Origin of the sequence: Escherichia sp. TW09308 (assembly GCF_000208565.1) — a bacterium.
GTDB lineage: Bacteria > Pseudomonadota > Gammaproteobacteria > Enterobacterales > Enterobacteriaceae > Escherichia > Escherichia marmotae.
In genome coordinates this window covers 850,302-870,824 of record NZ_AEME01000001.1, presented here as the reverse complement: position 1 = coordinate 870,824, position 20,523 = coordinate 850,302, and the positions used below count along the sequence as shown (strand labels likewise).

24 protein-coding genes are annotated in these 20,523 nt (G+C 51.4%); 7 read left to right on the top strand and 17 right to left on the bottom strand.

The window, feature by feature from the left end; all coding sequences use genetic code 11:
• Positions 1-4 precede the first annotated feature (4 nt).
• On the top strand, positions 5-631 hold the full coding sequence (locus ESM_RS1000000127630) for a hypothetical protein (protein ID WP_000232687.1): 627 nt from the start codon (positions 5-7) through the stop codon (positions 629-631).
• A gap of 38 nt (positions 632-669) precedes the next feature.
• Here ESM_RS1000000127630 and zapB read toward each other — a convergent pair whose 3' ends face one another.
• Complete coding sequence (gene zapB, locus ESM_RS0104380) at positions 670-915, bottom strand: septal ring assembly protein ZapB (protein WP_077627654.1); 246 nt, start codon at positions 913-915, stop codon at positions 670-672.
• A gap of 425 nt (positions 916-1,340) precedes the next feature.
• Here zapB and glpF point away from each other — a divergent pair, with 425 nt between their 5' ends.
• From glpF to fpr, 4 genes are all read left to right on the top strand, one after another.
• Positions 1,341-2,186, top strand: a complete 846-nt coding sequence (gene glpF, locus ESM_RS0104375) for a glycerol uptake facilitator protein GlpF (protein WP_000084274.1) — start codon at positions 1,341-1,343, stop codon at positions 2,184-2,186.
• Positions 2,187-2,208: 22 nt separating this feature from the next.
• Positions 2,209-3,717: a glycerol kinase GlpK gene (glpK, locus tag ESM_RS0104370; protein ID WP_000136800.1), complete on the top strand. Its 1,509-nt coding sequence runs from the start codon at positions 2,209-2,211 to the stop codon at positions 3,715-3,717.
• Between the two features lie 229 nt (positions 3,718-3,946).
• Positions 3,947-4,957, top strand: a complete 1,011-nt coding sequence (gene glpX, locus ESM_RS0104365) for a class II fructose-bisphosphatase (protein ID WP_001250656.1) — start codon at positions 3,947-3,949, stop codon at positions 4,955-4,957.
• A 96-nt stretch (positions 4,958-5,053) separates the two neighbouring features.
• Positions 5,054-5,800, top strand: coding sequence for a ferredoxin--NADP(+) reductase (gene fpr, locus ESM_RS0104360; protein ID WP_000796325.1), 747 nt, complete (start codon positions 5,054-5,056; stop codon positions 5,798-5,800).
• A gap of 4 nt (positions 5,801-5,804) precedes the next feature.
• Here fpr and uspD read toward each other — a convergent pair whose 3' ends face one another.
• From uspD to ESM_RS0104345, 3 genes are all read right to left on the bottom strand, one after another.
• A complete protein-coding gene (uspD, locus tag ESM_RS0104355) occupies positions 5,805-6,233 on the bottom strand; it encodes a universal stress protein UspD (RefSeq protein ID WP_000323548.1) in 429 nt (142 codons plus the stop codon).
• 11 nt (positions 6,234-6,244) lie between these two features.
• Complete coding sequence (locus ESM_RS0104350) at positions 6,245-6,544, bottom strand: DUF406 domain-containing protein (RefSeq protein ID WP_000655993.1); 300 nt, start codon at positions 6,542-6,544, stop codon at positions 6,245-6,247.
• A gap of 211 nt (positions 6,545-6,755) precedes the next feature.
• On the bottom strand, positions 6,756-7,196 hold the full coding sequence (locus ESM_RS0104345; protein ID WP_000155271.1) for a DUF805 domain-containing protein: 441 nt from the start codon (positions 7,194-7,196) through the stop codon (positions 6,756-6,758).
• A 100-nt stretch (positions 7,197-7,296) separates the two neighbouring features.
• Here ESM_RS0104345 and ESM_RS0104340 point away from each other — a divergent pair, with 100 nt between their 5' ends.
• The gene (locus ESM_RS0104340; RefSeq protein ID WP_000834907.1) at positions 7,297-7,896 is read left to right on the top strand and encodes a YiiQ family protein; all 600 of its coding nucleotides are present in this window, start codon (positions 7,297-7,299) and stop codon (positions 7,894-7,896) included.
• A gap of 107 nt (positions 7,897-8,003) precedes the next feature.
• Positions 8,004-8,771, top strand: coding sequence for a triose-phosphate isomerase (tpiA, locus tag ESM_RS0104335; RefSeq protein WP_001216325.1), 768 nt, complete (start codon positions 8,004-8,006; stop codon positions 8,769-8,771).
• Between the two features lie 42 nt (positions 8,772-8,813).
• On the opposite strand, the gene cdh is transcribed toward tpiA, so the two are convergent.
• The 13 genes from cdh to ESM_RS0104275 form a co-directional block, all read right to left on the bottom strand.
• Positions 8,814-9,563 carry a CDP-diacylglycerol diphosphatase gene (cdh, locus tag ESM_RS0104330; protein ID WP_010376556.1) on the bottom strand — a complete coding sequence of 250 codons (750 nt, stop codon included), beginning with the start codon at positions 9,561-9,563 and terminating at the stop codon, positions 8,814-8,816.
• 104 nt (positions 9,564-9,667) lie between these two features.
• Entirely contained in the window at positions 9,668-10,657 is a 990-nt protein-coding gene (gene sbp / locus ESM_RS0104325; RefSeq protein ID WP_001045669.1) for a sulfate/thiosulfate ABC transporter substrate-binding protein Sbp, read from the bottom strand.
• 318 nt (positions 10,658-10,975) lie between these two features.
• Positions 10,976-11,938 (bottom strand): 6-phosphofructokinase, encoded by a 963-nt coding sequence (pfkA, locus tag ESM_RS0104320; protein ID WP_001517511.1) that lies wholly within the window; start codon positions 11,936-11,938, stop codon positions 10,976-10,978.
• Between the two features lie 180 nt (positions 11,939-12,118).
• A complete protein-coding gene (gene fieF, locus ESM_RS0104315; protein WP_001076732.1) occupies positions 12,119-13,021 on the bottom strand; it encodes a CDF family cation-efflux transporter FieF in 903 nt (300 codons plus the stop codon).
• 235 nt (positions 13,022-13,256) lie between these two features.
• A complete protein-coding gene (ogrK, locus tag ESM_RS1000000126255; protein ID WP_000468308.1) occupies positions 13,257-13,475 on the bottom strand; it encodes a prophage transcriptional regulator OgrK in 219 nt (72 codons plus the stop codon).
• An 81-nt stretch (positions 13,476-13,556) separates the two neighbouring features.
• Positions 13,557-14,720, bottom strand: a complete 1,164-nt coding sequence (locus tag ESM_RS0104310; RefSeq protein ID WP_000882966.1) for a phage late control D family protein — start codon at positions 14,718-14,720, stop codon at positions 13,557-13,559.
• Positions 14,720-15,199, bottom strand: coding sequence for a phage tail protein (locus ESM_RS0104305; protein WP_000978912.1), 480 nt, complete (start codon positions 15,197-15,199; stop codon positions 14,720-14,722). Before ESM_RS0104305 ends, ESM_RS0104310 begins: the two co-directional genes overlap by 1 nt.
• A gap of 14 nt (positions 15,200-15,213) precedes the next feature.
• The gene (locus tag ESM_RS0104300) at positions 15,214-17,661 is read right to left on the bottom strand and encodes a phage tail tape measure protein (protein ID WP_000069921.1); all 2,448 of its coding nucleotides are present in this window, start codon (positions 17,659-17,661) and stop codon (positions 15,214-15,216) included.
• Positions 17,654-17,809 carry a GpE family phage tail protein gene (locus ESM_RS0104295; RefSeq protein WP_000143830.1) on the bottom strand — a complete coding sequence of 52 codons (156 nt, stop codon included), beginning with the start codon at positions 17,807-17,809 and terminating at the stop codon, positions 17,654-17,656. The genes ESM_RS0104300 and ESM_RS0104295 overlap by 8 nt, the downstream gene beginning before the upstream one ends.
• Positions 17,806-18,081 carry a phage tail assembly protein gene (locus tag ESM_RS0104290; protein WP_001031312.1) on the bottom strand — a complete coding sequence of 92 codons (276 nt, stop codon included), beginning with the start codon at positions 18,079-18,081 and terminating at the stop codon, positions 17,806-17,808. The genes ESM_RS0104295 and ESM_RS0104290 overlap by 4 nt, the downstream gene beginning before the upstream one ends.
• Before the next feature lie 56 nt (positions 18,082-18,137).
• The gene (locus ESM_RS0104285; protein WP_001251417.1) at positions 18,138-18,656 is read right to left on the bottom strand and encodes a phage major tail tube protein; all 519 of its coding nucleotides are present in this window, start codon (positions 18,654-18,656) and stop codon (positions 18,138-18,140) included.
• A gap of 12 nt (positions 18,657-18,668) precedes the next feature.
• Positions 18,669-19,859, bottom strand: a complete 1,191-nt coding sequence (locus tag ESM_RS0104280; protein WP_001286709.1) for a phage tail sheath protein — start codon at positions 19,857-19,859, stop codon at positions 18,669-18,671.
• Positions 19,860-19,992: 133 nt separating this feature from the next.
• A complete protein-coding gene (locus ESM_RS0104275) occupies positions 19,993-20,520 on the bottom strand; it encodes a tail fiber assembly protein (RefSeq protein ID WP_001164145.1) in 528 nt (175 codons plus the stop codon).
• Positions 20,521-20,523 lie beyond the last annotated feature (3 nt).

The following is a 20,523-nucleotide window of genomic DNA, read 5'->3' as shown; positions in this document are numbered from 1 at the left end:
TGGGATGGTTGGCGAGTATATCGGTTCAGTACTTCTTGGGCCGTTATTACTTCCCGTGCTTGTGTCAGGTATTCTGTGCACATTCACTAAAAAAACGCGTAACTTCGCCAGTTTTACTCGCGGGTGCTGTTGGGTATTGGGAGTCCTGCTTTTATCCAACGTCGGCAATACGTTTCGTCTGTTCACCCCGTGGCACTATACGTTTGAGAAGGCAGCTATTTCCGTGACTGTCCCAAACCGACACTGGAATACGGTTTCTATTAGTACTGATAAAACCATTGATATAAGAAGTGAAGATAATAGCGTCTTTATTTCTGCTTTCCGCCTGCCCGCAGGACGTAGCGCCGATGACTCGCTGGAAGAGTTAAAGAAGATGCAGCGAGACAATCTCAAGGATCAATACAATGAAGAAACCTTCCAGTTTCATGATTGTAATGCCAAACATTTCACCTGTAAGTATCAGGATGTGTTGATAAATTTTGATGGTCAGCAGAAAAGAACCATCAGTGTTTATCTTGAAGACACCCCCAGGGCTGTGGGGATCATTGCATTAATGGAGCCAGATACGGCAGATAAATATCGCCAACAGGCGATGGAGATTATGTTGTCTGCTAAAAATACAGTGAAGTAAAAAATAAGGCGCCTTGCGGCGCCTCTGCGTGGAAGAGATTAAACTTCTTCCATACGACCCAGCAGTGCCTGCAGACGTTCCTGCCAGCCGTGCTGCTGTTCTTTCAGATGGTTGTTCTCACGCTCCAGTTCTTCGCGCTGATGCTGGGCATTCTGAACTTCCTGCGACAGTGAGTTATTTTTTTCTTTCAGCTCTTCGATTTCCATCTGCAACAGAGTGATGGTATCAATCGCCTGCTGTACTTTTGCTTCCAGTTTCTCAAACACTTCTAATGACATTGTCATACCTCTCCTGAATTGCAAGGCGTTGATGGATAAAAATCCTCGTCCCGATTATCGGTGACGCCTTAATAAATACGAGCGCACTTTAGTTAGCTCCGATTGTATGAAGCCGCGCCATCGCTGTCCAGCGGCACGCCTTGCAGATTACGGTTTGCCACACTTTTCATCCTTCTCCTGGTGACATAATCCACACCAATCGAAAATGTTAATAAATTTGTTGCACTAATGATCTAACAAACATGCATCATGTGTAAACATGATGGAATAAATGGCGCGATAACGCTCATTTTATGACGAAGCACACACATTTTAAGTTCGATATTTCTCGTTTTTGCTCGTTAACGATAAGTTTACAGCATGCCTACAAGCATCGTGGAGGTTCGTGACTTTCACGCATACAACAAACATTAACTCTTCAGGATCCGATTATGAGTCAAACATCAACCTTGAAAGGCCAGTGCATTGCTGAATTCCTCGGAACCGGGTTGCTGATTTTTTTCGGTGTGGGTTGCGTTGCAGCACTTAAAGTCGCTGGTGCGTCTTTTGGTCAGTGGGAAATCAGTGTCATTTGGGGACTGGGGGTGGCGATGGCTATCTACCTGACCGCAGGGGTTTCCGGCGCGCATCTTAATCCCGCTGTCACCATTGCGTTGTGGCTGTTTGCCTGTTTCGACAAGCGCAAAGTTATTCCTTTTATCGTTTCACAAGTTGCCGGTGCTTTCTGCGCTGCGGCATTAGTTTACGGGCTTTACTACAACTTATTCCTCGACTTCGAGCAGACCCATCACATTGTTCGCGGCAGCATCGAAAGTGTTGATCTGGCGGGTACTTTCTCTACTTATCCTAATCCTCATATCAATTTTGTGCAGGCCTTCGCAGTTGAGATGGTGATTACCGCTATTCTGATGGGGCTGATCCTGGCGTTAACGGACGATGGCAACGGTGTACCACGTGGGCCGTTGGCACCGTTGTTGATTGGTCTACTGATTGCGGTTATTGGCGCATCTATGGGTCCATTGACGGGCTTTGCCATGAACCCAGCGCGTGACATCGGTCCGAAAGCCTTTGCCTGGCTGGCGGGCTGGGGCAATGTCGCCTTTACCGGCGGCAGAGACATTCCTTACTTCCTGGTGCCGCTTTTTGGCCCTATCGTCGGTGCGATTGTAGGTGCATTTGCCTACCGCAAACTGATTGGCCGCCATTTGCCTTGCGATATCTGTGTTGTGGAAGAAAAGGAGATCACAACTCCTTCAGAACAAAAAGCTTCACTGTAATGTGACTACGGGACAATTAAACATGACTGAAAAAAAATATATCGTTGCACTCGACCAGGGCACAACCAGCTCCCGCGCAGTCGTGATGGATCACGATGCCAATATCATTAGCGTCTCACAGCGCGAATTTGAGCAAATCTACCCAAAACCAGGCTGGGTAGAACACGACCCAATGGAAATCTGGGCCACCCAAAGCTCCACGCTGGTGGAAGTGCTGGCGAAAGCCGATATCAGTTCCGATCAAATTGCAGCTATTGGTATTACTAACCAGCGTGAAACCACTATCGTCTGGGAAAAAGAAACCGGCAAACCGATCTATAACGCCATCGTCTGGCAGTGCCGTCGTACCGCCGAGATCTGCGAGCATCTCAAGCGCGATGGCATGGAAGAGTACATTCGTAATAACACCGGTCTGGTCATTGACCCATACTTCTCCGGCACCAAAGTGAAGTGGATCCTTGACCATGTGGAAGGCTCTCGCGAGCGTGCACGTCGTGGCGAGTTGCTGTTCGGTACGGTTGATACCTGGCTTATCTGGAAAATGACTCAGGGCCGCGTTCACGTGACCGATTACACCAACGCATCCCGTACCATGTTATTCAACATCCATACTCTGGACTGGGACGACAAAATGCTCGACGCGCTGGATATCCCGCGCGAGATGCTGCCAGAAGTGCGTCGCTCTTCTGAAGTGTACGGCCAGACCAACATTGGCGGCAAAGGCGGCACTCGTATTCCGATCGCTGGGATCGCGGGTGATCAGCAGGCGGCGCTATTCGGTCAGTTGTGCGTGAAAGAAGGGATGGCGAAGAATACCTACGGCACCGGCTGCTTTATGCTGATGAACACCGGCGATAAAGCGGTGAAATCAGAAAACGGCCTGCTGACTACCATCGCCTGTGGCCCAGGCGGGGAAGTGAACTATGCGCTGGAAGGTGCGGTGTTTATGGCGGGGGCATCCATTCAGTGGCTGCGTGATGAAATGAAGTTGATTAACGACGCGTACGATTCCGAATACTTTGCCACCAAAGTGCAAAACACCAACGGCGTATATGTGGTTCCGGCGTTTACCGGGCTGGGTGCGCCGTACTGGGATCCGTATGCGCGCGGGGCGATTTTCGGTCTGACTCGTGGGGTGAACGCTAACCACATTATACGCGCGACGCTGGAGTCTATTGCTTATCAGACGCGTGACGTGCTGGAAGCGATGCAGGCCGACTCTGGTATCCGTCTGCACGCCCTGCGCGTGGATGGTGGCGCAGTAGCAAACAATTTCCTGATGCAGTTCCAGTCCGATATTCTCGGCACCCGCGTTGAGCGCCCGGAAGTTCGCGAAGTCACCGCATTGGGTGCGGCCTATCTCGCAGGCCTAGCGGTTGGCTTCTGGCAGAACCTCGACGAACTGCAAGAGAAAGCGGTGATTGAACGCGAGTTCCGTCCAGGCATCGAAACTACCGAGCGTAATTACCGTTACGCAGGCTGGAAAAAAGCGGTTAAACGTGCGATGGCGTGGGAAGAACACGAGGAGTAATGTCAGGCATCTGACCGATTGCCTGATGCTGATTGCCTGATGCGACGCTGACGCGTCTTATCAGGCCTACGAACCGATGCCATTTTGTGTAGGCCGGATAAGGCGTTCACGCCGCATCCGGCATGTCGCAGACTATGGCTCCGTGCGGGGGCAATCCCCGCACACATCAATAATCCGCCCCCTCCCCTGTGCTACACTTCGCGCCATTCCTTACTGCTTAGAGTTTGCTATGAGACGAGAACTTGCCATCGAATTTTCCCGCGTCACTGAATCTGCGGCGCTGGCTGGCTACAAATGGTTAGGACGCGGCGATAAAAATACCGCTGACGGTGCGGCAGTAAATGCCATGCGTATCATGCTCAACCAGGTCAACATTGACGGCACCATCGTCATTGGTGAAGGTGAAATCGACGAAGCGCCGATGCTCTACATTGGTGAAAAAGTCGGTACTGGTCGCGGCGATGCGGTGGATATTGCTGTTGATCCGATTGAAGGTACGCGAATGACAGCGATGGGCCAGGCTAATGCGCTGGCAGTGCTGGCTGTAGGCGATAAAGGCTGCTTCCTCAATGCACCGGATATGTATATGGAGAAGTTGATCGTCGGACCTGGTGCCAAAGGCGTCATCGACCTGAATCTGCCGCTGGCGGATAACCTGCGCAATGTTGCAACGGCACTCGGCAAACCGTTAAGCGAACTGACGGTAACGATTCTGGCGAAACCACGCCACGACGCGGTTATCGCAGAAATGCAACAACTCGGCGTGCGCGTGTTTGCTATTCCGGATGGCGACGTCGCCGCCTCCATTCTTACCTGTATGCCGGATAGCGAAGTTGATGTGCTGTACGGCATTGGCGGTGCGCCAGAAGGTGTGGTTTCTGCGGCGGTGATCCGTGCATTAGATGGCGATATGAACGGCCGTCTGCTGGCACGCCATGATGTCAAAGGTGATAACCTGGAAAATCGCCGCATTGGCGAACAGGAACTGGCACGCTGCAAAGCAATGGGTATTGAAGCCGGTAAAGTGCTGCGTCTGGGCGATATGGCGCGTAGCGATAACGTCATCTTCTCTGCCACCGGCATCACCAAAGGCGATCTGCTGGAAGGGATTAGCCGCAAAGGCAATATTGCCACCACTGAAACGCTGCTGATCCGTGGTAAGTCACGTACCATTCGTCGCATTCAGTCGATTCATTATCTGGATCGTAAAGACCCGGAAATGCAGGTGCATATTCTCTGATCGATTTGATCGATTGAGCCTTCCAGTCCTTCGGGACTGGAATTTTTTTGTTCGGAGAACGAAGATAAGGCAAGTCAATCAAAACAGGAGAGAAACATGGCTGATTGGGTAACAGGCAAAGTCACTAAAGTGCAGAACTGGACCGACGCCCTGTTTAGTCTCACCGTTCACGCTCCCGTGCTTCCGTTTACCGCCGGGCAATTCACCAAACTTGGCCTTGAAATTGATGGCGAACGCGTTCAGCGTGCCTACTCCTATGTGAACTCGCCCGACAATCCCGATCTGGAGTTTTATCTGGTCACCGTCCCCGATGGCAAATTAAGCCCGCGACTGGCGGCGCTAAAACCGGGTGACGAAGTGCAGGTCGTTAGCGAGGCGGCAGGGTTCTTTGTGCTGGATGAAGTGCCGGATTGCGAAACACTTTGGATGCTGGCGACCGGTACGGCGATTGGCCCCTATTTATCGATTCTACAATTGGGCAAAGATTTAGATCGCTTCAAAAATCTGGTACTGGTTCACGCCGCACGTTATGCCGCCGACTTAAGCTATTTGCCTCTTATGCAGGAACTGGAAAAACGCTACGAGGGAAAACTGCGCATTCAGACGGTGGTCAGCCGGGAAACGGTAGCGGGTTCACTTACCGGCCGGATACCGGCGTTGATTGAAAGTGGTGAACTGGAAAATGCGGTTGGCCTGCCAATGAACAAAGAGACCAGCCATGTGATGCTGTGTGGCAATCCGCAGATGGTGCGTGATACGCAGCAACTGCTGAAAGAGACCCGGCAGATGACGAAACATTTACGTCGTCGACCGGGCCACATGACAGCGGAGCATTACTGGTAAGCGGTTACTTATCGATAAACGGCACGATGAGTAGATCCGCATTCAACTTATTGATCATTCCGCGATATGCTGGCATCAAACGGTTGATAAACGAGTGGTGATGACCACAGACAAGGAGGTCGCACTGCTCTTTTTGCATAATTTCCAGCAGTGTTTCTGGCATTTCTCCGCGCTCAATGCGCAGTTTCGTCTTCGGCCACTGAATATTTTTCGTCAGTTTATACAGTTTGTTATCCGACTTATCTTTCAACAGTTGAAGAATATCTTCTGTTGCCGGAAAGTAGATACCCGGATACAACTCGCTTAAGCCATCATCGATATGAATTAACGTCAGGTGGGCATCGTTATGTCTGGCGAGATCCAGGGCTTTGTTCACCAGTAAGGCATCTTCTTCATTCCCGGAAATTGCCACGCCAATGTGTTTATAAGCCATGTTTAACTCCATTAACCAAGTGAACGCAGTGATAACTCAAAAATAATCATCTCGGCCTGGCATGAGAAGGTGAAGGCCGCATCAAGCTCAACCTGCCCCTCCAGATCTTTAATCTTATAAGCCACGCTGGCCCCTTCATCCGCAGAGGATGCGGCAGCAGCAAGCTCTTTCAGTTTAGTCATAAAGGACTCTGCTTCTTCGCGGGTGGCAAAAAAGCGCGAAAGTTTGCTGGTACAGTTATCGTTATCAATAACCGTACCGATATCAATCGCACATCCTTTAGTACTGCATTTATCTACGACATCTTTCATAGGGCACCTCTGTATATTCGCCTCTCTGTCGATTGCCACTTAAGAATAATGCGCCGTTAAGAGAAGAACAAACAAGTAATGATCTTATGGATTACCATTTTTTTTGATATTGCTTAAGATGAGGAAATGAAGAAGATTTTCCGGGCATCGTCATTTGCAACGTGGAAATAACGATCCCGGATAAAAATAGCAATAAGAGATATATTAAGGACTAATGGCTTGATTTATTCTCGGACTTATACTTTACGTCCTGGGTGTCTTTTCCGTATTTATTTGCGCTTTGCGTGCCGACAAATGCGCCAAGATCAATAAGCATCATCACCAGAATCAACGTCGGAATAAAACGCCCTACCGCCCATTGCCAGACGCCCGGTAAAATCGCCCAGTTACCCGCCAGAAGCATCCACGCTACAATCATCAAAAATGCCCATGCGCCAGAACGGCCGCGATCGTGCAGCCGTTTCACCGTCACTGCCGCTGTCGGCCATAACAGGCACACAAGGCAAAACGCGGCGGTCTGGATATCGAGTAATTTTTTACCTGCCAGTGAGAAAAGCACCAGCATCCCAACGATCCAGAGGCCAATCCAAATCCAGAAATCACGGCGTCCAATACGCCCTTTAAACGAGAATAACCATTGCTGTATGGTCATGTAAGTTCCTTGATGGTTGTCTTTTCCAGGATTCTACCCTTTTGACAAGGGCGACAGATATCGTTTTAATCGAACCCAGTCATAACAAAAGGTACTGCCGATGAAGTCAGGGTGTTCACTGTTTTTTCTCTTATCTGTTGTGTTATCCGTTAGTGCAACGGTGCACGCACAATCGCCTGGCACGGCAACGACAGCGCCCTACCTGCTGGCTGGTGCCCCCACTTTCGATCTCTCCATCAGCCAGTTTCGAGAAGACTTTAACAGCCAGAATCCCAATCTGCCACTGAACGAATTTCGCGCCATCGACAGCAGCCCCGACAAAGCCAACCTGACTCGCGCCGCCAGTAAAATTAACGAGAACTTGTATGCCTCTACGGCGCTGGAGCGCGGCACTTTAAAAATCAAAAGTATTCAAATTACCTGGCTACCAATCCAGGGACCAGAGCAAAAAGCCGCTAAAGCAAAAGCCCAGGAATACATGGCGGCAATGATCCGCACGCTTACCCCGCTGATGACCAAAACACAGAGCCAAAAAAAGCTGCAATCACTCCTTACTGCGGGGAAAAACAAACGTTATTACACCGAGACAGAAGGCGCATTGCGCTATGTTGTCGCGGACAACGGCGAAAAAGGGCTAACCTTCGCTGTTGAACCGATTAAGCTGGCGCTATCTGAATCGCTTGAAGGGTTGAATAAATGACAAAAAGCAAAGCCTTTGTGCCGATGAATCTCTATACTATTTCACAGACCTGCTGCCCTGCGGGGCGGCCATCTTCCTTTATTCGCTTATAAGCGTGGAGAATTAAAATGCGACATCCTTTAGTGATGGGTAACTGGAAACTGAACGGCAGCCGCCACATGGTTCACGAGCTGGTTTCTAACCTGCGTAAAGAGCTGGCAGGTGTTGCTGGCTGTGCGGTTGCAATCGCACCACCGGAAATGTACATCGATATGGCGAAGCGTGAAGCTGAAGGCAGCCACATCATGCTGGGCGCGCAGAACGTGGATCTGAACCTGTCCGGCGCATTCACCGGTGAAACCTCTGCCGCTATGCTGAAAGACATCGGCGCACAGTACATCATCATCGGTCACTCTGAACGTCGTACTTACCACAAAGAGTCTGACGAACTGATCGCGAAAAAATTCGCTGTGCTGAAAGAGCAGGGTCTGACTCCGGTTCTGTGCATCGGTGAAACCGAAGCTGAAAACGAAGCGGGCAAAACTGAAGAAGTGTGCGCACGTCAGATCGACGCGGTGCTGAAAACTCAGGGTGCTGCTGCATTCGAAGGTGCAGTAATCGCTTACGAACCCGTATGGGCAATCGGTACTGGCAAATCTGCAACTCCAGCGCAGGCTCAGGCTGTTCACAAATTCATCCGTGATCACATCGCTAAAGTTGACGCTAACATCGCTGAACAAGTGATCATCCAGTACGGCGGTTCTGTAAACGCCTCTAACGCCGCCGAACTGTTCGCTCAGCCGGACATCGACGGCGCACTGGTTGGCGGTGCTTCTCTGAAAGCCGACGCCTTCGCAGTGATCGTTAAAGCTGCAGAAGCCGCTAAACAGGCTTAAGTCTGACAGGTGCCGGATATCACATCCGGCACTTAACTCGCCTTAACGCAAAATCTCACACTGATGATCCTGAATTTCCTCGGCTGAAGCACGATTCAGCGTCAGGAGATTTCGTTGCGTCGCCAGCAATACAAACGAGTTATCACTCTGTCGTACCATCGCCAGCCCGTAACTTCCCATATGTTCCCGTGCCCCAGGCACTTCTTCCGCTAACATCATAAACGGACTACGTTGTACTAATTCGCTTTCAGTTACCCGACGCGCCAGGTATTCATGCCCCTGTAATCCGCCCGGCAGCGGCAACCAACGACTACTGATGTTCGCCAGATTGTTATCCAGTTGTTCGCGTACATCTGGACGAATACAAGAAATATGAATATGAAAATGATTTTGCGTGCGCCCGGTGCGGGAGTTAATCGCCAGAGATACCGCACGATCGGGAATCTGCTGACCGTATTTTTGGCTCATAAAATCACGCGCCTGCCAGGCCAACCAAAAGAAGTTAGGCGTTGAAGGATCGGTCAACAAAGGGCTTTCAGTACCGTTAATACGATACGTTGGCATCAACAGATATTGCAGTGGGCCGTTAATGTCTTTTAAAACCACATACCCGGCATTAGGTTTTACCTCCACACATGGCGAAGGGTTTTGGTTTTGCTGCTGATTGGGCAAACATTGCTCAAGGACAATCTTACGTAATACCTCCGAATCACCGGTAAATTTCCAGTAGCCGAAACCCGCAGCAACGGCGATAACTATCATCACCAAAATGAAAATAACCGTTTTTTTCATCGTTTTTTCCCTGTACCTCAAAGAGATGCAAGGGTAACGCAAAATCGTGACAAATAAAAAACCCGGTCGCAAGATGCCTCCGGGCCTGGTTACCTTCAACAAAATTAACGTTTGCTGATTTGGTCGAACGTACCACCGTTAGAAAAATGCTCTTTTTGCGCCTTCGTCCAGCCGCCAAACTCTTCATCGATGGTAAACAATTTCAGCTTCGGAAAAGCGTTTTCATATTTTTTCGCTATCTCCGGATCGCGCGGACGGTAATAGTTTTTGGCTGCAATCTCCTGACCTTCTGGGGTATAGAGATATTTCAGGTAGGCTTCTGCGATCTCTTTGGTGCCTTTTTTCTCCGCCACTTTATCGACAACCGACACCGTCGGTTCCGCGAGAATAGACTCGCTCGGCGTGACGATTTCGAATTTATCTTTCCCCAATTCATTCGTTGCCAGCAGTGCTTCGTTTTCCCAGGCTATCAGCACATCACCAATACCACGTTCGACGAAAGTATTAGTAGAGCCACGCGCGCCGGAATCCAGAACTTCAACGTTTTTATACAACGACCGCACGAAATCCTGTGCTTTCGCTTGATCGTTATTATTGTGATGCAGCGCGTATCCCCACGCTGCCAGGTAGTTCCAGCGTGCGCCACCAGAGCTTTTCGGGTTAGGCGTGATCACTGAAATACCGGGCTTAACCAGGTCGTTCCAGTCATGGATTTGCTTCGGATTACCCTTGCGCACCAGGAAGACAATGGTGGAGGTGTACGGCGCGGAGTTATCCGGCAGACGTTTGATCCAGTTTTTATCAATTCGACCACGTTCAGCAATCGCATCCACGTCGTAAGCCAGCGCCAGCGTCACTACATCAGCATCTATGCCGTTAATCACCGACGTTGCCTGTTTACCTGAGCCGCCGTGCGACTGACGAATCACTACGCTATCGCCCGTTTGCTGCTTCCAGTGGGCACTGAACGCTTTGTTGTATTGTTCGTACAACTCGCGCGTAGGATCATACGAAACGTTAAGAAGCTGAATATCCTTTGCCATAACGCTGGTCGCCGCCAGCAAAAATGTAAACCCTACGCCCCACTTGTTCATCGCCCGGTTCTCTTATGTTGTGTTGTGATAAGCAAAGCGTGCCAGAACGTGAATCAAACATTAAAGAATAAAAAAAGATTGGATATAACCTGAGGGTATATATGGGGGAGTAAAAAAGGCGGAATGAATCCGCCTCAAATTGCTGACAATGTACGCTTGTTCATGCCGGATGCGGCGTGACCGCCTTATCCGGCCTACAAAAATTTGCAAATTCAATAAATTGCAGAATTCATATAGGCCTGATAAACGAAGCGCATCAGGCATTTTTGCTTTTGTCATCGGTTTCAGGCAAAAGAAAGCTGCCTTTTCCCGATATCATTAATACAGTTTTTTCGCGCAGTCCAGCCAATCACCTTTGAACGGACGCTTCATGTTTTCGATAGCGTCGATGATGTCATGGTGAACCAGTTGTTCGTTCTGAATACCTACGCAACGACCACCGTAGCCTGCCAGCAGCAGATCAATCGCATATGCGCCCATACGGGAAGCCAGAATACGGTCATAAGGCACCGGAGAACCACCACGCTGGATGTGGCCCAGCACGGTTGCACGAGTTTCACGACCGGTTTCTTTCTCGATGAAATGCGCCAGTTCATCGACATCGCACATGTGTTCAGTGATCGCCACAATCGCGTGTTTCTTACCTTTCGCAATACCCGCTTTGATTTCGTTTACCAGATCTTCACGGCTGAATTCGACTTCCGGTACAACAACAAATTCACAACCACCGGCGATTGCTGCAGCCAGAGTCAGGTCGCCACAGTAACGACCCATTACTTCCACCACTGAAATACGCTGGTGAGAAGAAGATGTATCACGCAGACGGTCGATCGCTTCTACAACAGTGCTCAGTGCAGTGAAGAAACCGATGGTGTAGTCAGTACCTTTGATATCGTTGTCGATGGTGCCCGGCAGACCAATGCATGGGAAACCCATTTCGGTCAGACGCATTGCCCCCATGTAGGAACCGTCACCGCCGATAACAACCAGCGCATCGATGCCACGTTTTTTCAGGTTTTCGATAGCCACCGCGCGGATGTTTTCGTCGCGGAATTCAGGGAAGCGCGCAGAACCGAGGAATGTACCACCACGGTTGATCATGTCAGACACACTGTAACGGTCAAGCTGAACCATACGGTCTTCATACAGGCCAAGATAGCCGTCATAAATCCCCATGACTTCCAGACCTTCCGACAGCGCCGCACGTACGACACCACGGATTGCTGCGTTCATGCCAGGCGCATCACCGCCACTTGTCAACACACCGATTTTCTTAATCATGACTACCTCTGAACTTTGGAATGCAAAATGAAATCTGTTGCCGGAAGTCGATTCTGCATATCGAACACCAAACGAATATGCAGATAGTATAACAACCACTGCCTGCTGAATTGATTCAGGTCAGGCCAAATGGCGGTAATTTATACACAAAATGCGGGTCTGGCTCTCTTTTCGCAAGCATTATGATAGCTCAAACCGTTTACCTTCCCTGGGCACGACGGAACAAGGGTCCTGATGAATAATGACATCCGAGCCTGGAAAACGCCGTAAAATAGCCTGCTCTACCTGATCAGCCACCATATGCGCCTGAACCAGAGGCAGAGAGTCTTCCATTTCCAAATGAATCTGAATAAAGCGAGTCGGCCCTGACTGCCGCGTGCGAAGATCGTGAGCGCCGCTTACTCCCGGCCAGGAAGTCACGATATCAATAATTTCCTGCCGCTCCTCATCGGGTAACGCGCGATCCAGCAATGACTGTACCGCCTCATACCCCATGCGTAACGCACTATATAAAATATAGATGCCAATACCCAAAGCAAACAGGGCATCTGCGCTATGCCAGCCGTACCAGGATAATGCAAGTGCCAGCAAAATCGCGCCGTTCATCATAACATCAGACTGATAATGGAGCATATCTGCACGCACCGCCTGACTTTGTGTACGGCGAACCACCCAACGCTGAAACGAGACAAGAACGATGGTGCAAACTAACGCGACAATTGTGACGATAATACCGACACCAGGATCATTCATTGGCGTCGGTGAAATCAGATGTTGGATCCCGGTTAAAAACAAAAACAACGCCGAACCAGAGATAAACATACTTTGCGCCAACGCAGCCAGGGATTCCGCTTTACCATGACCAAAAGTATGTTCGTCATCCGCCGGTTGCAACGAATAACGCACCACCAATAAATTGGTCAGTGACGCACCAATATCCACCAACGAGTCGACAAGCGCGGCGAGAATACTCACCGAACCGGTATACCACCATGCAAAAATTTTAATCAGCAATAGCAGCGAAGCCATCGCCGTCGCAGCAATCGCCGCCCGGCTGACCAGCCGTCCATAAGATTGATTCATAAATACTCCCGCTATCAACTGACGGTAGTATAACGGAAGCAAATCATCTGCAATGCATTAAGCAACAGGCAAATTGAGGATAAAAAAAACCCCCACATCATGTGGGGGAAGACAGGGATGGTGTCACAAAAAAGCACCTAACCTGATGATATAAATGGATTTATGTCAACCACTGTCCACATAGCGTCCACATCGACCATAAATAAGCCCCTCAACTGAGGGGCTATTTTTGTGATCACATCCACATAATTTGCTGCCCTGACGGCAACGGGTGCGGCCTTACGGCGTGGACTTCTCCCGGCTTCACGATGTATCGCTGTACCGACTCATAAGTGATGAACGTGGCGCTGCAATTCACGTTCTGGCACTGGTGATAACGCTCTTTTGTCGTGTCAGTGATATAGCGACTTGTACGCGCATGTGCAGCATGCTGGCATAAAGGACAATGAAACATCGCGAGCACCTCTTCCGGTTTTGTTGATGGTGCCATTTTAGTTAATTTATCCTTACAAAACAAACAGATAAATAAAATACATCACTCATCATCTTCTGTTTCGTACTCCACATCAGAAAGCCTGACCTCAAGCTCTAAGGACGTCGTGAAGCCGCTATTATTCAGAAAATGTGTCACCTTAGTGATTGTCCAGTCCTGCTCGTCTATGACGCGCTTAAAGCCTGACACTTTAACCGGTGTTTCCGTGTAAATATCTGCCCGACCGGTAGCCAGGCTGATGGAGAACTCCGCGACGCCCCGTTGCAGTTTGTCCCACTTCGCCTGAGCGGCGCGCATGGCCTGCGCTTTTGTGGCATATACCGTAGTCAGGGCAAAAACGTTGTCAGCTTCACCGGCCATGTATTCACCTTCGCGCGCTTCCGGTACTTTTGGCGCTTTCTTCTGCCTGACCGGTTTCGCTTTCGGGTGCTCCAGTGCGCGCAGGTGTTTTTCTTTCTTTTTGCGTTTCAGTTTTACCTTCTGCTTTTGCGGCTTCGGGTCTTTGGTGTGTAACCACTTTGCCGTTACGCCGGTGTAAGCTCCACGGTCAGCAATCGCAAAATGATGACGGTCGCCGTCGCTGCGGGTGATGGTAATCTGCGGGATTTTTTTACCGCTGGCCGTCACCCCCTGCCCCGCTTTGAGAAACAGCAGTTTTCCCATTTTTACCGACACCTCGCCGCCGTTGCGTTCAGCAAGACGGGTCAGGAATTTCGCATCGGACTCCTGCGACTGGTCGATGTGCGGGATTTTAATTCCGGCCAGTGACGGAGCGACACTGGCTTCCAGCCTGTTACGGGAGGCAATCGCCTCAACAATCGCACCGAGCGTGGTGTCATGCCAGGAGCCTTCCCGGCGGGAATTGAGCGTCCCGCGAAAATCTGCACTCCGGGCGCGGATAGTGACCACATCCGGCGCGCCCCGGTGTTCAACCTCATCAACGGTGAATTTCCCTTTGCATACCAGGGCAAAACCTTTCCAGCCGATATACACCGTCAGGACAGCGCCACGAACCGGCAGCCCGACCTGCCCGTCGGCATCGTTCAGTTCAATATCAAGCTGGTCAGCCTCAAAGCCCCGGTTATCCGTCAGAGTCATGCTCATCAGACGGTCGCTGATATTGCCGGTAATATCCCTGCTGTCGAGCATCAGCATGTAATCCGGCGTCAGCGTACTGCCTGCATCAAATGTCAGCGCATCCAGCATTATCCCGCCCCCGCCATACCTGTGAATCTGGTCGCCATACTGCCGGCCTTACCTATGAGCGACTCCGCCTGTTTACCGATATCGCCATAAAGCGCGGCCAGTGATTCATCAACGCGGGTGAGCGACAGCGTAAAATCAATTTTCCTGGGTGTGCCGTCTGCAAAGAAAATACTCCCTGTTTCACTCACCTTGCTGATGACATACATGCCGTAAATCATGCCGGTGCCATCCAGCAACGGCCACGCCCGGCCTTCCTCTGCCATCAGCCTGAGCGTGGTCATCGTCAGCTTGCCGCCGGTCAGTTCGGGATAAAGCACACCGGCAAGCGTCATGTTTTCCTCGCCAACACCGAGAAACTGGTAGGCATCCCGTTTACCGATACGGGAATTTGACGGCCAGCGATAATCTGATTCACGCTGCATGGTCTGGTGTGGCAGCGTCTGGCGCATAAAAACAAACATACCTAACGCGAGCATCATTTTTCGTCACCTCCTTAACCGTCATGCATCATGCTGGCACGGGCGCGCGCACGTTTATCCCGCTCGTATTTTTCGAGCGCATCCTGTAACTGGCGGTCAAGCTGTGTCCCCGGCGCAGTACCCCCCGTCAGGCTGATGTGATATTCGTTTTTACTCTGGTCTACATAAGAGCGGCCAGCCGGTGCCGTGACCGGCTGATAAGCCTGATAGCCTGCATAAGAGCTGGTCGCCGGAATATAACCACCGGTGCCATACGTGGCGGCTTGAGTTCTGGCGGCGGTCTGGTCAAGTGTGTCTGACTCTTTGTTGATGACACCGAGTTTTTCCAGTACCCAGTCAATACCACTGCGCAGTTTGTTGAACGCATTAAGCGGCAGCATCAGCGCGTCAGCCAGTGCCTGCCCGAACATGACGCCCGTGTCACGGCAACGGTTCAGGGTGTCCTGGGTGACTTTGACCGGGGCAATCAGGTTTTTAAACCACTGCCACGCGGCCTGTAACTTTTCGCCCAGCCAGTCAAACACCGGCTTAAGTGGCGTGAACAGTTCCCCCACCGGCGCAAATGCCGCTTTCAGCCCTTCAACCACACCGCCAAAGAATGCGCTGACAGGCTCCCAGTATTTACGGATAAGCAACGCCCCGGCGACAATGGCGGCCACCACGGCCACAACCGGCCAGCTAATCGCCCCGATGGCCGTCATAACGGCACTACCAACCGTCGTGAAGATTGCCCCCATTGCGCCTGCTGCCGCGATGATGGCATTGATGCCGGTGATAACCGGCCAGGCTACAAGACCAATGGCACCGATGATGCCAATAAGCGCCAGCGCGCCACCGACAATGAGGCCGATGGTTGACGCCAGTGATTTGTTTTTCTGGATCCAGCCGTCGAGTTTTAACACATACTTTGTGGCCGTCTGAGTGAGCTTACGCAGTGCGCCTTCCTGCTGGTCAAACAGGTCAGTCCCCACCGCCTCATAAGCGGACTGAAACTCCTTAAAGTCACCGCCGAGGTTATCCTGCATGATTTTAACCAGCTCTTCCGTTTTACCGTCCGAGGCTTTCAGCGTGGCGGTCAGCGTATCCAGTTTTCCGCTTGCTGCCGCTGCCAGTAAAACGTTCGCTGATTTCAGGGCTTCCTCACCAAAAATGGTTTTAAGGTATTCCCCCTTCTGAGACGTTCCCAGCTTGTGTTTATCAAAGCTGGCCTGAATCTCTTTCAGAATGGTGAACAACGGACGCATATTTCCCTTTTTGTCCGAGGTTTTAACGCCAAGCTCTTTGAGTGCATCCCATGCTTTTCCAGTCGGTGCCTGTAATCGGGTGACAACGGCACTGCTACCCGTCCCCGCCATTGACCCCCTGATGTTATTGTCATGCAGCACACCTGTCATGGCTGCTGCCTGCTCAAGACTTACACCTGCCGTCCTCGCAACCGGCCCGAGGTAAGTCAGTGCATCACTGAGTCCCTGAAAATCAGCCGCCGACTTATTCATCGTTGCCGACAACACGTCGCCCACATGGCTGACATCATCATTTGACAGTTGAAAGGATGCCTTAGTCCCCAGCAACAGTTGCGCGTTTTCTTCCATCGACCGCTGATTCGCCAGTGCCATATTCAGCGTGACCGGCGTTGCCGCCTGAATAGCCGCAGCATCTCCACCCGCTTTCGCAATGATAATCTGCGCACCGGCCGCATCATCCGCCGAGGCGGCTGTGTTGTCGCCGAGCTGGCGCGCCTGTTTACGTAGCGCGGCCATTTCGGCGGAATCTTTTGCCACACCGAGCACGGCCTGCAATTCTGAGTTTTTCTGCGCAAACTCATAACCGGGCATCAGCAGCTTAACTCCGGCCATCGTTCCCGCCGCCGCAATCCCCACACCAGCAGCGCCCACCGAGGCCATATTTCCGGCCAGTTCCTTTCCGGCCTGATAACGCTGTTTTACTGCATTAAGTTTTGCCTGTTGTGCACTGACACGCGCCAGCGCGTCACGCTGCCGGTTAAGCTGTGCGGTGGTTTCACTGATACGGTTTTTCAGCCCTCGTTCATCATGCGCCAGATTACGGGTATTAATACCCGCCTGACTCAATTCCTGACGCTGGCGCTGTACCGACAATCTCAGGCTGTTATATTTCGCCTGTAACTCAGACGCATTTTTACGCGCGGCTTCCATTGCCTTTGCCTGTGCATTTGTCGGTCGTTCAGTATTTTTAAACTGGACAGCCAGATCTGCGGCTTCCTGTCTGGCTTTTTTCAGTTCCTGACCAGTCACGGCGAGCTGTGCACTGGTCTTGCGAAATCCCTCAATACGGGATGCCTGACCGTTCAGCTCGCGCAGTGATTTTTGTGTGTCCCGGATATCCCCCGACAGCGACTTACTCGCTGTACGGATGGATTTAAACGGGCGGGATGCCTGGTCAACAGCCCTGAGCAATACCTGTAATTTTACATTGTTACTCATTCGTGTTTCCGCTTCGCCGGAGCGCCTTTTCGCGCCATGTGATGAGTTCGGTCAGGCTCATGGGATACAGTTCTGATGGCGGCCAGTGAAATATCACTGCCACATCCGCCATCAGGTCATCGACCGAGAGATTTTTCGGAAACGTCACTGCACCGAGTTCGGCGACAAAAAACCGACCACCTTACCGGCCAGCGCCACAAGGTCAGGCAGTTCCAGCGCGGCGACTTCCTGCTCGGTCAGCATCGGTGCCGTCATGCGCGGCAGCACCTTAATCAGTGCATCGACTTCGGAGTTTGCAACCGCAGCCAGACTGACACCGCGCAGCGTCCCGGCATTGGGTTTCATCAGCGTGACCTGTTCGATAACCTGCTCACCACGTTTGACCGGATTTTCCAGGGTAATGACATTTTCTTTGTTCATGGTTTTCTCACTTCTGAATCAGGGTTAACCGGTCAGCCTGGCTGACCGTATGAAAATCACAGGCCGATATTACGGCGGTGTTGCTCCAGCCGGTCGACGCCGTTCACCTTCTCAATCATGTTGATGGTGTCGATTTCGACCAGCTCCTTACCGTCCATCGTCAACTTGAAATAAGTACAAATCACCGGGAGTTTCGATTCGGTATCCTCTCCCTGTTTACCCTCTCCGGTGTCGACTTCTTTCTGACGCCCACGCATGACCACTTCGACGGCCACCGTTTCGCCGGTATCGTCGCGCTGGTAAGAACCAGCAAAACGAATCGGTACGGCATCAGCACTGGTTGCAGCGTAAAGCTCCCAGATAACCGAATCCGGGAATCCACCGAGCGACCACTCCATTGACAGCGCATCATCATCAAGGCCGAGGTCTACCGGTGCGCTGCCGTTCATTCCCGCACCGCGATAATTTTCGAGCTTACGGGTCAGTTTTGGCAGCGTGACGGAATTTGCAACGCCCTGATAGCTGTAGCCGTTCAGAAAGACATTCATGTATTTGAGTTTGCGCGGCATTGCCATCGGTCAGGCTCCTTAATTGCTGTTAACCGAGGTGACCAGATTTGCCAGGTATTTATCGGTGATACGCTGGCGCAGGGTCAGGTTTTCGAGAGGAGGCACCGGGGTATAGTCGTAGTCGATATACAGTTTTCCGGCCTTGAGGGTTTCCGCATCGTTGGATTCTTCGCTGAACCAGCAGGTCGCATCCACGATATAGCCGTTTGTTTTCAGCTCACGGAATTTGGCATTGATGCCGTCAACGATGTCGCGAATCAGCGTTGCGGTGATGGGCTTGTCCACCGCCCACATGTGCGCCTCAGCCATCGTGTCGGCCAGCACCTGCGCGGTGCGGGTGTAGTTTTCAAAGAGGAACAGCGGGTCATCAGAGCAGGTACGGTTACCCCAGAAGCGGAAACCGTCACGGCGAATCAGCGTTGTGACGCCTGACTCGTTCAACAGGTCAGCATCGGTGCCGGACTCCTGCAAATCCCAGAATACGGACGCACTGATGCCGGTAACACCGTTTACCCCGACGTTGGACAGCGTTTTATGCCAGCCCTGCTCCTGGTCGATTTTAGCGCGCAGACCCAGCGCACGGGCGGTGGCATACGCGGTGGCGGTGGTGCTGCTGACCGTATCCCATGCGAGGAAATCCGGCCAGATGACCATTAGCTCACGCTGGCTGAAATTCTGGCGGTAGGCTTTCACCTCGGAAATGGTTTTACAGCCCCATGCGCTGATATACCCGAAAGCGCGCAACTTCTGACAGACTGATGCCAGTGCAACAGCCACCTCTTTGGTGTCCAGTCCCGGCACGCCGAGAATACGCGGTTTAACACCGGTTACCGACTCCGCCGCCAGCAGGGCTTTCAGTCCGGTGTACTGACCGTTTTCGTCGGTGGTGCCGATGATATTGGAAACGGTCTGCGCGAGTTTCGTTTCCTCGTCGTCGCCGGTGCCGTCTTCCACACGCACGACAACGGTGACCGGTTTTGACTGGTCGGCGATGGCCTGCAACGATGCCGCCAGCGTGCCTTTTTTACCGGCCTTTGCAATTGCGCTCTGCACATTGGTAATCAGCACCGGTTTATTGAGGGGGAAGGTTTCCGCATCCGCATCGCTGGCTGTGCAGACCATGCCGACAATGGCCGTGGATACGGTGGAAATGACGCGGGTGCCGTCGTTAATCTCCAGCACCTGCACGCCGTGATGATAGTCACTCATCCGTTTAACTCCGTGGTTAATGGGTGAGTGGTATTTTCAGTTGTGCCGGAGATATCAGGCTATTTGTCCCGGTTGGCTAATCGACAGCACAACCACCGATAAAGAAAAAGCGGACAATAAGCCCGCCTTGTGTTTATTGCGGCATTTCCGGCCATTCAGGATTTGCAGGATCCACACGACTGACCAGAACGCTGTAGCGTTCCCATGCTTCCAGTCGGCGGCGCTCCTCATCTGTTGCCATATTCAGCCTGACAGCGCGCTCCAGCGGCAAAATCACGGATTCAGCTTCGGAAAGTAAAGTTGCCTTTTGTGATTCTGCCAGTTGCTGCTGTTCGTCTGCCGTATAAATCCGCTTAATCACGGCACCATCCTTAAACATCCATTTACCTGAGTCATCAGCACGTCGGTTGGCGGTAATATCAGGAACCTCGGCAACGCTAAAACCTTCAGGGTTAAGCGTTGAAGCATCTCTGGTGATACCGACAATTATATTATTCTCGTCGTAAACAATCTTTATCGTGTCTTCCTGAAAATTACTTACTTCCTCATACCAGTTTTTTCCGTCTTCAGACCATAACCAGATAACATCAAAATTTTTTGTCAGTTGATATTGGGCAACAGTTTTGGGATTACCCGCAGTAATATTTTTTAAATGCTGCATAAA

Bases quoted from the DNA above. Each gene is read 5' to 3' on its own strand.
- ESM_RS1000000127630 (WP_000232687.1), top strand. From the start codon at position 5: ATGGTTGGCGAGTATATCGGTTCAGTACTTCTTGGGCCGTTATTACTT.
- zapB (WP_077627654.1), bottom strand. From the start codon at position 915: ATGACAATGTCATTAGAAGTGTTTGAGAAACTGGAAGCAAAAGTACAG.
- glpF (WP_000084274.1), top strand. From the start codon at position 1,341: ATGAGTCAAACATCAACCTTGAAAGGCCAGTGCATTGCTGAATTCCTC.
- glpK (WP_000136800.1), top strand. From the start codon at position 2,209: ATGACTGAAAAAAAATATATCGTTGCACTCGACCAGGGCACAACCAGC.
- glpX (WP_001250656.1), top strand. From the start codon at position 3,947: ATGAGACGAGAACTTGCCATCGAATTTTCCCGCGTCACTGAATCTGCG.
- fpr (WP_000796325.1), top strand. From the start codon at position 5,054: ATGGCTGATTGGGTAACAGGCAAAGTCACTAAAGTGCAGAACTGGACC.
- uspD (WP_000323548.1), bottom strand. From the start codon at position 6,233: ATGGCTTATAAACACATTGGCGTGGCAATTTCCGGGAATGAAGAAGAT.
- ESM_RS0104350 (WP_000655993.1), bottom strand. From the start codon at position 6,544: ATGAAAGATGTCGTAGATAAATGCAGTACTAAAGGATGTGCGATTGAT.
- ESM_RS0104345 (WP_000155271.1), bottom strand. From the start codon at position 7,196: ATGACCATACAGCAATGGTTATTCTCGTTTAAAGGGCGTATTGGACGC.
- ESM_RS0104340 (WP_000834907.1), top strand. From the start codon at position 7,297: ATGAAGTCAGGGTGTTCACTGTTTTTTCTCTTATCTGTTGTGTTATCC.
- tpiA (WP_001216325.1), top strand. From the start codon at position 8,004: ATGCGACATCCTTTAGTGATGGGTAACTGGAAACTGAACGGCAGCCGC.
- cdh (WP_010376556.1), bottom strand. From the start codon at position 9,563: ATGAAAAAAACGGTTATTTTCATTTTGGTGATGATAGTTATCGCCGTT.
- sbp (WP_001045669.1), bottom strand. From the start codon at position 10,657: ATGAACAAGTGGGGCGTAGGGTTTACATTTTTGCTGGCGGCGACCAGC.
- pfkA (WP_001517511.1), bottom strand. From the start codon at position 11,938: ATGATTAAGAAAATCGGTGTGTTGACAAGTGGCGGTGATGCGCCTGGC.
- fieF (WP_001076732.1), bottom strand. From the start codon at position 13,021: ATGAATCAATCTTATGGACGGCTGGTCAGCCGGGCGGCGATTGCTGCG.
- ogrK (WP_000468308.1), bottom strand. From the start codon at position 13,475: ATGTTTCATTGTCCTTTATGCCAGCATGCTGCACATGCGCGTACAAGT.
- ESM_RS0104310 (WP_000882966.1), bottom strand. From the start codon at position 14,720: ATGCTGGATGCGCTGACATTTGATGCAGGCAGTACGCTGACGCCGGAT.
- ESM_RS0104305 (WP_000978912.1), bottom strand. From the start codon at position 15,199: ATGATGCTCGCGTTAGGTATGTTTGTTTTTATGCGCCAGACGCTGCCA.
- ESM_RS0104300 (WP_000069921.1), bottom strand. From the start codon at position 17,661: ATGAGTAACAATGTAAAATTACAGGTATTGCTCAGGGCTGTTGACCAG.
- ESM_RS0104290 (WP_001031312.1), bottom strand. From the start codon at position 18,081: ATGAACAAAGAAAATGTCATTACCCTGGAAAATCCGGTCAAACGTGGT.
- ESM_RS0104285 (WP_001251417.1), bottom strand. From the start codon at position 18,656: ATGGCAATGCCGCGCAAACTCAAATACATGAATGTCTTTCTGAACGGC.
- ESM_RS0104280 (WP_001286709.1), bottom strand. From the start codon at position 19,859: ATGAGTGACTATCATCACGGCGTGCAGGTGCTGGAGATTAACGACGGC.
- ESM_RS0104275 (WP_001164145.1), bottom strand. From the start codon at position 20,520: ATGCAGCATTTAAAAAATATTACTGCGGGTAATCCCAAAACTGTTGCC.